At 67.6% G+C, this 11,602-nt stretch carries 7 protein-coding genes and 1 pseudogene; 2 read left to right on the plus strand and 6 right to left on the minus strand.

Features of this window, described 5'->3' with window-relative positions; genetic code table 11:
- Nucleotides 1-322: 322 nt before the first annotated feature.
- Entirely contained in the window at nucleotides 323-1,588 is a 1,266-nt protein-coding gene (locus tag OG709_RS24995) for a 4-hydroxybenzoate 3-monooxygenase (protein ID WP_329167715.1), read from the plus strand.
- Between the two features lie 73 nt (nucleotides 1,589-1,661).
- Here OG709_RS24995 and OG709_RS25000 read toward each other — a convergent pair whose 3' ends face one another.
- The 4 genes and pseudogenes from OG709_RS25000 to OG709_RS25020 form a co-directional block, all read right to left on the minus strand.
- A complete protein-coding gene (locus OG709_RS25000; protein ID WP_250297866.1) occupies nucleotides 1,662-2,063 on the minus strand; it encodes a hypothetical protein in 402 nt (133 codons plus the stop codon).
- A gap of 228 nt (nucleotides 2,064-2,291) precedes the next feature.
- Entirely contained in the window at nucleotides 2,292-2,558 is a 267-nt protein-coding gene (locus OG709_RS25005; RefSeq protein WP_250297865.1) for a hypothetical protein, read from the minus strand.
- Nucleotides 2,559-2,633: 75 nt separating this feature from the next.
- A pseudogene (locus tag OG709_RS25010) lies at nucleotides 2,634-7,532 on the minus strand (ricin-type beta-trefoil lectin domain protein).
- Between the two features lie 366 nt (nucleotides 7,533-7,898).
- Nucleotides 7,899-8,831 (minus strand): AurF N-oxygenase family protein, encoded by a 933-nt coding sequence (locus OG709_RS25020; protein ID WP_250297864.1) that lies wholly within the window; start codon nucleotides 8,829-8,831, stop codon nucleotides 7,899-7,901.
- 129 nt (nucleotides 8,832-8,960) lie between these two features.
- Between OG709_RS25020 and OG709_RS25025 the strand changes: the two genes are divergently transcribed.
- Nucleotides 8,961-10,067 carry a ferritin-like domain-containing protein gene (locus OG709_RS25025; protein WP_250297863.1) on the plus strand — a complete coding sequence of 369 codons (1,107 nt, stop codon included), beginning with the start codon at nucleotides 8,961-8,963 and terminating at the stop codon, nucleotides 10,065-10,067.
- 109 nt (nucleotides 10,068-10,176) lie between these two features.
- Here OG709_RS25025 and OG709_RS25030 read toward each other — a convergent pair whose 3' ends face one another.
- Both OG709_RS25030 and OG709_RS25035 read right to left on the minus strand, forming a co-directional pair.
- On the minus strand, nucleotides 10,177-10,899 hold the full coding sequence (locus tag OG709_RS25030; protein WP_250297862.1) for a FadR/GntR family transcriptional regulator: 723 nt from the start codon (nucleotides 10,897-10,899) through the stop codon (nucleotides 10,177-10,179).
- A 50-nt stretch (nucleotides 10,900-10,949) separates the two neighbouring features.
- A complete protein-coding gene (locus tag OG709_RS25035; protein ID WP_250298020.1) occupies nucleotides 10,950-11,570 on the minus strand; it encodes a bifunctional 4-hydroxy-2-oxoglutarate aldolase/2-dehydro-3-deoxy-phosphogluconate aldolase in 621 nt (206 codons plus the stop codon).
- Nucleotides 11,571-11,602: the final 32 nt, after the last annotated feature.

The following is an 11,602-nucleotide window of genomic DNA, read 5'->3' on the forward strand; positions in this document are numbered from 1 at the left end:
GCTTACATGCCGTCGACTTCGCAGTTCGAAGGAGGCATTTCAAGCATCCGGGGTTTTCAGGTATCCGAGGCGCCGCTCCGGTCGTGGCATCCAGGGACACCGGCACGGCCACCAGGGGACTGACCGGCAGCTGGGGAAGTGAGCAACTTGCCGACCCCCGCGAACGATCGGGGCTCATTCCCTGGCGGAACGAACGTGGGCCCCTGCGCCGGCGCCCGCCGGGCCGCCGCCATACTGCGGATGATCACCAGCAGTTCCGCCCCCGTGCCCTCCCGTGTCCCCCGGGCGCTCTTCCGCCCCGAACCCGAACGGAACCCTCTACGTGTCCACGGCTCCCCCCGCTCTCACCCACACCTCCGTCGTCGTCATCGGAGCCGGACCCGCCGGGCTCGTGGTGGCGAACCGGCTGCGCGACAGCGGCGTCGCCTGTGTGCTCCTGGAAGCGGAGAGCAGGGAGTTCATCGAACGCCGTCCGCGCGCCGGGTTCATGGAGGAGTGGGCGGTACGGGCACTCGCCGAGCACGGCCTCGCCGACCGAATACTCGAACATGCCACTACCCAGGGCGAGTTCGAGTTCCGGTTCGACGGGGAGCGGCACGCCGTGCGGACGGCCGAGCTGTCCGGGCGGCGCCATTTCGTCTATCCGCAACCGCAGTTGGTGACTGATCTGCTCGCCTCGTACGTGGACAAGGGGGCGGGGGACGCTCGCTTCGACGTCCGTGATGTGCGGCTGGACGGCATCGGCGGTGACCGGCCGGTGGTCTCGTACACCGATCCGCTGACCGGCTCCCGGCACCGAATCGCATGCGACCACGTCGCGGGGTGCGACGGTGCGCGGGGGGTCGCGCGGGCGGCGATACCCGAGGGCGGAGTCACGGTCAGCCGCCGTGACGACGGGGTCGCCTGGCTGGCACTGCTGGCCCAGGCGCCGCCCTCGGCGGACGGTGTGGTCTTCGGCATCCACGAGCGCGGGTTCGGCGCCCACATGGCCCGCGGCCCCGAAGTCACCCGCTACTACCTCCAGGTGCCGTCCGGTGACACCCCGGAGGACTGGCCGCACGAGCGCGTCTGGCACGAGCTGCGCATCCGGCTCGGCGCGGCCGGGGCTCCGCCGCTCACCGAGGGACCGCTCGTCGAGAAGGTGGTCCTGGACATGCACAACTACGTGGTGGAGCCGATGTCCTACGGCCGCCTCCACCTCGCGGGCGATGCGGCGCACCTGATCGCACCGATTGCGGCGAAGGGCATGAACCTCGCGATCCACGACGCACTGCTGCTCGCGGACGCGCTGATCACGGACGGCCGGGGCGGCGGGCGCGAGGGCGGAGACCAGGGGGACGGCGACCGGAGCGGCGGCGGCGAGGGCGGCGGTGACAGCGGGCTCGCGGGGTACTCGCAGGCGTGCCTGCGGCGCGTCTGGCAGTACCAGGAGTTCTCGCAGTGGCTCTCGGAGGCACTGCACGGGGCGTCGTCCGGGGACAGGTTCCGGGCGGGCACCGCACGGGCCAGGCTCAGGCGGCTCCTGGAGTCCGGGCCCGCCGCCAGGGCGTTCGCCGGGCTGTACATGGGCGAGGAGGACGGGCGGTGACCGCGTCATGCCTCGCCGCTACCAGTACGGCGCGCGGCGAGGCATGACAAATTGGGTCAGGGCCGGGAGTTCTTTATGAAAACCGCAGTCCCGTAGGTGTGCCTGTCTGCCTTCTCAGCCTGGAATTCAGCCGAAGTAAGGATTCCCAGAAGAGCGTCCTGCATGCACGCATGGTTTCGTAATGGCGAATCGCGTAAGGCAGATCTGAAGGATCGACTCCGCACGCCAAAAAGTTCACAGCGGCAGTTGTCAGTTCTGTATCCGTGTGCCATTCCACCAGCACGCCGCCGGTGACGAAAGGATCCACATGAACCGTCGCCCCAGCGTTTTCTTCGGACCCGTCTTCGTGGCCACCCCGGTAAACAGGAATTCCGGCTTGGGCTAGTGTGCGGCACGCTTCTTCGCCCAGTGCGTTGCGCTGGGCGATGACATCCGGCGGAGCTTTCGGCGGCAGATCGAATCCGTGCTCGGTCATGCGTCCTTTACTTCTCTTCCTGTTGTTGGCATGTCAGGGGGCGGGGAAATGCTCCGGCTGGCCTTCTTGGCGCACTTTCCAAAAATCCCCTCGACGTAATCTCGATGCCGGGATAATAAGGGGCCGACCAGGTGACTTGCGTGCTCGTCACGAAAAAGGGGGAGCCTAATTCTGGGAATTTAGACTCCCGCTTCCGCTGGGGGCGTTGTACGGCAAGGTTGAAAAAGCTCACTGTTCGGTGAGCCAAGGTGAGAGGAGCGCGGAGAATTCTTCGTCAGTAATGTGCACTTCACCCCACCCGAACCGCTCCCATGCCTGCGCCCGCTGAAGGACTGGCAGCGGAATGCCGAAAGCCCTCCGGAAGCAGGCAATGAAGGAGATGGTGCCGAACGCTGAACCCAGCCTGCCTCTGGAAAGTAGTGCTAGTTCTATAGGGTTCTTCCCTTCGGCATGAGCTGCCTTCAGTTCGTCTGAAATTTTCTCTAGCTGGTCCATTTCGCACCTGTATTTTCGTTCTGGTCTGTCTTGTCCCGCTGTGCGTACACCATCTCGTACGCGCGAGCTGGTTCGCTAGTGGAATTTCACGCCTACGCTGGTGTAATGACCCGGCATTCCCCGTAGTTCAGTGATTTCCACATTGGTGAAGCCTGCTTTCTGGCACATCTTCCCTGAGAAAGTATTTCGAAGTGCCGCCTCTTCGAGCGATGCACCCTCCTGAATTGCCTTATTGAAGGAGTTCAGGTTGTCGCTGAGGGCTCCGCCGTCCTGCCAGTATGCCTTGAAACCCTTCACCTTGTCGCCGAAATGTGCGAGGGCGGCGTTGAACATTTCACCTCCGCTCGGTGTGCCTGGCCCCTTGTTGACGGCCATTGATACGTATCCTTCTTCGTCGATGCTGGCGAGGATTCCGAATCCGCTCGGCGCTATATTTGCGTAATCTGTGCAGTTGATATTGTGAACGAGTACGGGGGTCTTGCCCGCGAGTACGTAGAAGGTATGCAGGTCGGCGACGCTCAAGTCCCACACAGTCTGCGGTGTGGTTATCGGGCGAATTCCGGTGACCTCGTCCCCGGCGCCGGAGGTAGTACGCAGAAAGTCGCCCGCGTGCAGGCCGGATGCCTTGACCCAATTGTGTCCCGGCACATACATCCGGTGCCCCGGAGTGGTCAGGATCTGTTCGCCATCGGCAAGCGTGATCTGAAGGAGCCGGTCTGCCGGATGAGAAAATGTCGCCGTGACCGACGCCGAGCCTGTGATGCCGGTGTTCGGATCCGTGGCGAGCACACGGTCGCCGGGGTTGATCATGTCGATCGGCTTGGATGCTCCACCGGCCAGCATCACACGCGTTCCAGCGGGGAAGCTGTCCTTCATACAGGCGGAACGCAGCCTCTGGAACACCGACCTGCTGACGCCTGCGATGGCGTCTTTCGGCAGGCCGAGGGCGCGTAGCCCGTTGTAGGCGTCGGCGAAGCCGATGCCGGTCCTGGCGGCGGCATCGGCCGCCCTGATTGCGTCCGCGATGGGCCGGAGGATCTTGCCCGCGAACAGCGAAGCGACGTCGAGAGAAGCCCAGGCGCAGCCGCTCCAACTGCCGCTCGCACCGCAGGGCAAGAGCTGGGCGCACTTGATCCAGCTGCCGAAGAGGATGTCGACCGGGTCGATGTTCTCCTGGTATTCCGCGATCGTGATGGTGTGCGTGACCGTCTGGGACTGTTCCTTGGTCGGGAACTGATCCAGATAGATCGTCTCTCCGGAAGGGCACGTGAACTTCTGCGCGTCCAAGTCCTGTGCGGTGCACAGGTAAAGATCGAGTATCGCCTTGTACCGGATATTCGCGGTGATCGTGCAGTCGCCCTTGTAGAAGAGCTTGTCGATAATGTTGTCGCAGCTGGCTGTCTTCTTGACGACCTCCGGATCTCCGACCTTCTCGATGTGGTCGATGACGTAGAACGTGTTACCGATGGAGCCGCCGTCTGTATCGGGGATGGTGCCCGTGTCGATCTGCTTGGCCTTCTCGGCCTTTTCGGCCCGGTCGGCTGATTCCTGCGCATCCTTGGCGTACTTGTCGGCGTCCTTCGCGGCCTGTTCGGCTTCGGTCGCTGCGGTGTCGGCTCGGTCGGCCGCTGCACGCGCGTCCTTGGCATCCTGTTCGGCCTGGGCGGCGGCGGAGCGCGCGGCGGACGCGTCGAGTTCGGCGGCGTCGGCGGAATCGCGGGCGTCCTTGGCGTAGCCTTCGGCGCCTCCTGCTGCCTTGTCGGCCGCTGCTGCGTCGGCGGTGGCCTGGTTGTCGTAGGTGACCGTGCGGGCCAGTGACGCGCTGGCCTTGGCGGCGGCGTTGGCGGCGTCGGCGGCGTAGCCGAGGGCATCCTTCGCATACGTGCGGGCGTCAGCGGCATACCCGGCGGCGTTGGCGGCGGACTGGTAGGCGGCCTTGGTGTCACCCTGCGCCTGGTCGGCGAGGGCCTTGGCGGTGGCCGCTGCCTCCTGTGCGTTCTTGGCGTGGGCGTCGGCGACGGCCTTCTGCTGCTCGGCGATCGTCTTGGAAGCCTGCCCGGTCAGTACGACCAGGCCTGCCGCCGAGTCGGTGGTGATGTAGGGGGAGCCGAGCTGGATGGCATCGTTCGCGGGTTCGGCGACCTGCGCGGCTGCGTTCCCGGCGTCTTCGGCTGCCTGGGCGGTGACATGCGCGAAACCGGCGGCTTTCGCCGCTGCCGCCAGCGCCTTGCCTGCCTCCTTGTTCGCTGTGTCCGCATGGGACTTGGCGGTCTTGGCCTGTGCTTCGGCGGCGTCTGCGAGTTCGACTGCCGTCTTCGCCTCGGAGGCGGCGTGCTTGGCGGCCTCGATCGCGTCGGCCGCGGCGCTGGTCGCGGTCTTGACCGCGGCGTCGGCCTTCACCTTCGCCGCTTGCGCTCCGTCCGCGTCGGCGCGGGAACGCTTGGCTGCCGCCTCGGCGCGGGTGGCCGCGGCGTCCGCGTCCGCAGCTGCCGTGGTTGCGGCGTCGGCCTCGGAACGAGCCCTTCCTGCGGCTGCTTCGGCGTCGTCCGCGTGCTTGTCCGCGTCATCGGCAGCACTGCGGGCAGCATCTGCTGCCTCGCCCGAGTCCAGAGAATCGGCGTAGGCGTCCTTCGCGTCCGCCTTCGCGCGGACCGCGTCGGCCTTCTGCTCGGCCTCCCACGCGTCATCACGCTTGGCCTTGGCATTGTCGCGGGCTTCGACCGCGTCGTTCTTCTTCGCGACGGCAGTGGCTTCGGAGGCTTCGGCCTTGTCCTTGGCGTCCTTCGCCTTGGTCGCCTCGCCCTCGGCGTTCTTCTTGTGCTGTGCGGCCTCGGCCTGCTTGGCGGCGGCCGTCTCCTTCTCCGCCTTGGCCGTCTGCTCCTCGGCCTCGGCGGCCAGCCGCTTCGCGTGCGCGTCAGCGGCAGCCGTCTTGGCGTCGCTCTCCGCCTTCAGGGACTCGGCGAGCTTGGCCTCGGCCTCCTCCTTGTCCTTCTTCGCGTTGTCGCGGTGGACCTTCGCCGCATCTGCTGCGGCCTTCGCCTGCAACTCGGCGCTGTGCGCCGCTTCCTTGCGGAACTCCGTCTTCACCTGCGCGGCCTGAGCCAGCGCGCGCTGCGCGACGGTCTCACTGTCCCCACCGGATGCGCGGGTGGCGGCCTCGGCCGTCTCGCCCGCCTTCACCATCGCGTCCAGGGCGGCAGACGCCCCTTGGGTGACCTGCGCTTTCTGCTGGCCCACCAGCAGACCACGGCCCCGAGGAGCGCCGTTGGCGTCGGCGACGGCGTAGGCCGCCTGCTCGGCGGCGTCCGAGTCGGTGGCGGCCTTCTTCGCTGCCGCTGCCTGCTCCTTGAGGAGAGCGAGCTGCTTCTTCGCCCCTGCCTGGGTGTCCGCGACGCCCTTCGCCGCCTTGTCGAACTGAGCCTTCGGCAGAACCTCACCGGTGTGTCCGGACGGCTTGATGTCGAACTGCTGCGCAGCGGTGTTGTTGCACGTGTACAGCTGCGCGTCGAGGCCCTTGTCGAACGTGTGCAGATCGAGGCACTTGCCGGTGCCCACGTTCTTCAGACTCGTGGTGGCCCGAAGGTTGTACTCCCACGTCTGCGCCGGATTGCTGTGGCAGCCCCAGATCTGGATCTTCGTGCCATTGACCGCGGCGTTTCCGTTCACGTCGAGGCACTTCATGGAGTTCACGTTCCGCAGGTGAAATCCCAGGTCGTCCCCGTAGACCTGCCACTCCTGCGCTGCCGACCCGTTGCACGTGTACACCTGGACCGGGGTGCCATCGGCCTTCGCGGCACTCTGCACGTCCAGGCACATGCCCTTGGCCGCGTGTACCTCGATCACTGCCGGCGCGTCACCGATCCACCCGGCACCTCCCGGCGACCAGTAGTCCTGCCAGCGGGCAAGATGGTCGGCGACCCACGAGTGTCCCAGCAGCTCGCCCAGCGCCTTCGCCCCGGAAGCAAGAGCCTTTGTGGCGCCGGTGTTCGCGTCCAGGATCTGGTTGCGCTGCACCTGCTGGGAGGCGATCTCCTGCTGCCACTCCGTGGCTGCGGTGGCCGTGATGCCGCCGAGGACCTTGTCCGGATCGATCGGGTCACGCCACGCGCACCCGGCGAACCGGGTCTTCAGGTCCTCGACCGCGATCCGGTACTCCGCGGTGCCCGGCTACGGAGCCGTGCGCGGGAAGCCGCCGGACGCAAGAAAGATACGAGCGTTGTCCGCACCCGCGTTCTCGGACGTGAATCCGTGCAACCACTTGAAAGCGTCATGTTCGGCAACGGCACGGTTCCACTCGTCCGGTGACAGACCGGTGGGGTCGGGGTTCTTCCCGTAGAGCGGAGTGCCCACGGCGTCAACGGCCTTGAGGGTCTTTCCGTCAGCCGCAGGGGTGGAGTCCTCGTAGAAGCCGTCCTCGTCCTTCCAGAAGCGGTCGGCGACCCACTGGCCCAGACCGGTCTGATCGTAGAAGTCCTGCTTCCCGTCACCCGGCGACCCCGGGGGCCAGTGGAAGTCGGCGTTGGTGAAGCCGGCCGGATTCTCCAGCCCTGAAAGTGGCTTCTGCCAGCCATCCTGGAGAGCGCTGAGAGCGTCCATCTCCTTGCTCGCCGCGTCCCGGTCCGCCGCGTACGCGTCCGCAAGCGGGGTCTTCTCCCAGTACTCCCGGTTGGCCAGAGCATGGAGCGCGTCCGCAGGCTGGTTGAGGCCACCCTGCGCGGTCTGGGCCATGGAGGGCCCGCCCAGCCGCAGCACATCGCCCATCAGGCACTCGTCCTGGCGCAACTGCTCGGCAGCCGTGTCCTCGTACCAGTCGTACGAGTCACTCGCCGACGCGGCATCCCGTCCGAGATCCGTCAACTCGGGCCGGACGGCCGGCCCGCCGAGAACGGCCAGGGCGGCCACGGACGTGATGACGGGGGTCAGGATGCCGGATCTTCGAAATCCGGGCATGCGGAACCGTGGCCTTGGGTGCATCGGAGGATCCCTTCTGAAGGCGAAGGGCACGCCGAAGGGAAGCAGAACGGCCCGCTGAGCAATCAGCGGGCCGGTAGGTGCTGTGCGGCACTCCCCCGGGCATGCCAGTCCGGTCAACGCCACCGGCGGGGTGTGGTCGCGATCCCCGCCGAGGGGCGGCACGCACCATAGACACAGGCCAACGGGGTGCTACAAGAGGCAACCATGGTGCTGACTCGAACGCGTCAGCGAACCGATAGATCTCCGAGGACGCGTAACTCCGGGGCAGACACTGGGGATTACCTGTGTGGGACCTGTGAAAAAGATGTGGGATCCTGGATGAGATTGGCCGAAAATTGACCTCACGTCAGCGGTACCCAGCGCCCCCTACCCCGCCAGCAGCCCCGAACTCACCCACAGCCTGCGGCCCACCCCCTGGAGTACGCCGATGTCGTCCAGGAAGTCGGTCAGCCGCTTCGCGCCGCTCTGCATCACCTCGGCGCGGTGGCCGCTGGCCTTGACCTGGGTGACGGCCTCGCGGCGGTCCAGGCCGACGTTCGTGTACACCTGCGGGTTGATGAAGCAGGTGGAGAAGACCCGGGCCGCCTCGCCGCAGCTGACCCGGGTGAAGTGCTGTTCCCAGCGCGGGGCCGTGACCATCTGGCGGCGCAACTCCTCGCGGGCGTACCGGACATGGCGCGCCTCCTCGACCACGTGGATGCGGGTCACGCCGCGCACCAGGGTCTGTACCCGCTCGTCGGGGAAGGTGAGTCGCTGCATGTAGTCGAGGATCTCCTCGCCCAGCAGGGTCGCGGCGAAGGAACCCGGCGTGGTGGACACGGTCTTCAGGACCCGCGCCAGGTTGTGGTACATCCGCGGGACCGGGTACGAGGGTGCGCCGCCCTTCTGGATCATCCGGGCGAACATCATGGAGTGCCGGCACTCGTCGGCTATCTCGGTGAGCGCGTAGCGGACGTGGTTGCTGGTCACCGACTTGTCGTAGATGTGCCGGACCAGCAGCTGCATCAGGATGATCTCGAACCAGATGCCTAGTGAGGCCAGCGAGGCCGCCTCGTGCCGGGCGAGGTCCATCCGCTGGTCCTCGGACATCCGGCGCCAGAGCGGGGTGTCGTAGAGCGAGACCAGCTCCGGCGGCCAGAACCACTTGCCGTCCTCGACCGGTGCCTCCCAGTCCAGTTCCTTGTCGGGGTCGAAGGAGTGCTTCGCGGACGATTCGAGGAGCCGCTCGGCGACCTGTTCACGGTCCCTGAGCAGGCCGAGGGCGTCGCGGAGCACTTCGCGTTCGGTCGCTGTGGTCATCTCTGAGGGCACCTCGCGCTTGGGGTTACCGGTGGTCATCTCTTATGAGACGGCTTGTCAGTAAGGTGAGTCAATCCCTTGTGCGCGACTTGTTGACCCGGCGTCTACCAACGTGTGAGCCTGCCAAGTATGTCGACGCATGAGCTCTACACCAACGGCCCCGTCGAACCCAACTGGCAGATACCCGCGTCCGGTTCGGCCCGCTTCAGCTGGGAGTACGACGACGGCCGCGACCGCCTGCTCGCCCTCTACCAGAAGGGCAAGGACAAACAGTGGGACGGCGCGAAGCGGATCGACTGGTCCCTGGAAGTGGACCCCTACGATCCGCTCGGCACCCCCGACGAGGCGCTGACGCTGTACGGCACGCCGCACTGGGCGAAGATGACCGACCGCGACCGGGGCGAGCTGCGCAAGCACTACACGTCCTGGCAGTTCAGCCAGTTCCTGCACGGTGAACAGGGCGCGATGGTGTGCGCCGCCCGGATCGTGGAGTCCGCGCCCGACCTGGACGCGAAGTTCTACTCGGCCACCCAGACCATGGACGAGGCCCGGCACGCCGAGATATACGGCCGCTTCCTGCACGAGAAGCTCGGGATGCTCTACCCGGTCAACGACAACCTCCAGGCCCTGCTCGGCGACACCCTGCGCGACTCCCGCTGGGACATGCCGTACCTGGGCATGCAGGTCCTCATCGAGGGCCTCGCGCTCGCCGCGTTCGGCATGATCCGCGACACCACGGACAAGCCGCTGCCCAAGCAGATCCTGGCGTACGTCATGCAGGACGAGGCCCGGCACGTGGCCTTCGGGCGGATGGCCCTGCGCGACTACTACAAGCAGCTGACCGACGCCGAGCTGCGCGAACGCGAGGAATTCGTCATCGAGGGCTGCTACTTGATGCGCGACCGGCTGCGCGGCGTGGAGGTCCTGGAGAACTTCGGCATACCGAAGAAGGAGGCCGAGGAGCTCTCCGAGCAGTCCGAGTTCCTGCACCTCTTCCGTCAGCTGCTGTTCAGCCGGATAGTGCCGTGCGTCAAGGACATCGGCCTGTGGGGCGAGCGGCTGCAGAAGGCGTATCTCGACATGGGCGTCTTCGAGATGGGCGACTCCAACCTGGACCTGCTGATGACCCAGGACGAGGAGATAGCGGAGCGGCTCGACCAGGAGCGGTTCGCCCAGGAGGAGACGGAACGGGTGGCGGAGGTGACGTCGGCCATCGCGGAGGGCGCGCAGTCGTAGGAAAGGTGCAGCCACGGGAAAGGTGCAGCCACGAGAAAGGGGCGCAGCCGCAGGAAACGGGTGCGGTCGTAGGGCCCGTCCGGGCCGCCGGTCCCGCCCGTCCCGTCCGTCAGCCGCCCAAGGCGCAGGCCGAGCTGCCGTGCAGGAGCTTCTCGACCTCGCTGCGGGCGGCGTCCACGACCGTGCCCACGGCGAGGGCCGCGTCGGCGGCGCGTCCCTCGGCGATCGCGTCGGCCACTTCCTGGTGCCTGCGCACGGCCGCCAGGTCCACCTGGTCGGGCATCAGCAGCAGATCGCGCCGGGCCACCAGCAACTCCTCGGTGACCTCGGAGAGCTGGGCGAACATGCCGTTGCCCGACGCGGTGAGCAGTTCCCGGTGGAACGCCGCGTCGGCGGCGATGAATGCCCGGCTGTCCCCGGCGCGGGCCGCGCCCGCCATGGCCTGGGCGTGCGCGTTCAGGGCCCGCCTGGCCGCGTCGTCGGCGCCCGTCGCGGCCAGCGCGGCAGCCGAGGGCTCCACCGCGGCCCGCAGTTCGGCCAGTTCGCGCAGTTGTGTCGCGCGGCGCGGGGACGCCAGACGCCAGCGGATGACCTGGGGGTCGTACAGGTTCCAGTCGGCCAGCGGCCGGACGGTGATGCCGACGCGGGGGCGGCTGGTGACGACCCGCTTCGACTCCAGGACCCGTACGGCCTCGCGGGCCACGGTGCGGGAGACGCCGTACCGCTCCTGTACGTCCTCCAGGCGCAGCACCTCACCCGCACGGATCTCGTCCGCCGCGAGCGACTGGCCGATCCGGTCGACCACCTGCCCGTGCAGGCCCTGAAGCTCCACGTCGTTCCCCGTCTGCCGATGCGACTGCCGATGCGTCCGGTCCGGCGTGGTCAGCGGGCTGCGGCGAGGCGGCCCAGCAGGGCGGTCACCCGCTCACCCGCCGCCTCTGCGCCCCCCGAGGTCAGCGCCGAGCCCATGCCGCAGGCGACGGCGCCGGCCGCGATCCACTCCGGTGCGTTCTCGATTGTCACACCTCCCGTGGGTATCACGGGAGCCTGGGGCAGGGCGGCCCGCACATCGCGCAGCCAGGACGGCGGCACGGCCGACGCGGGGAAGAGCTTCAGCGCGTCGGCCCCCTCCTCCAGGGCCCGCACCATTTCGGTCGGGGTGCTCACACCGGGGAAGACGGGGACGCCGTAGCGGTGTCCGGTACGGATCACCTCCGGGTGGAGGCTCGGCGAGACCAGGAAGCGGGCGCCCGCCTCCACGGCCGCCCGCGCGGCGGCCCCGTCGAGCACGGTGCCCGCTCCGACCAGTGCGCCGGGGCGCTGCTCGGTCAGCTGCGCCACCGCCCGCAGTGCGCGCGGGGTGGTGAGGGCGATCTCCACGGCCCGCAGCCCGGCGTCCAGTACGGCGCCGGCCGCGACGACGGCCTTCTCGGGGCCGGGGGTGCGGACGATGCCGAAGACGCGCTGAGCCGTGACGGCCCGGACGGTCTCCCAGCGGTACATGTGGTCCATGACGTTGCTCTCCTCGGAGGAAG

Source organism: Streptomyces sp. NBC_01267, from assembly GCF_036241575.1.
GTDB lineage: Bacteria > Actinomycetota > Actinomycetes > Streptomycetales > Streptomycetaceae > Streptomyces.

Coding starts and splice junctions, on each gene's coding strand:
- OG709_RS25025 (WP_250297863.1), top strand. CDS start 8,961: ATGTCGACGCATGAGCTCTACACCAACGGCCCCGTCGAACCCAACTGG.
- OG709_RS25020 (WP_250297864.1), bottom strand. CDS start 8,831: ATGACCACAGCGACCGAACGCGAAGTGCTCCGCGACGCCCTCGGCCTG.
- OG709_RS25000 (WP_250297866.1), bottom strand. CDS start 2,063: ATGACCGAGCACGGATTCGATCTGCCGCCGAAAGCTCCGCCGGATGTC.
- OG709_RS25035 (WP_250298020.1), bottom strand. CDS start 11,570: ATGTACCGCTGGGAGACCGTCCGGGCCGTCACGGCTCAGCGCGTCTTC.
- OG709_RS25005 (WP_250297865.1), bottom strand. CDS start 2,558: ATGGACCAGCTAGAGAAAATTTCAGACGAACTGAAGGCAGCTCATGCC.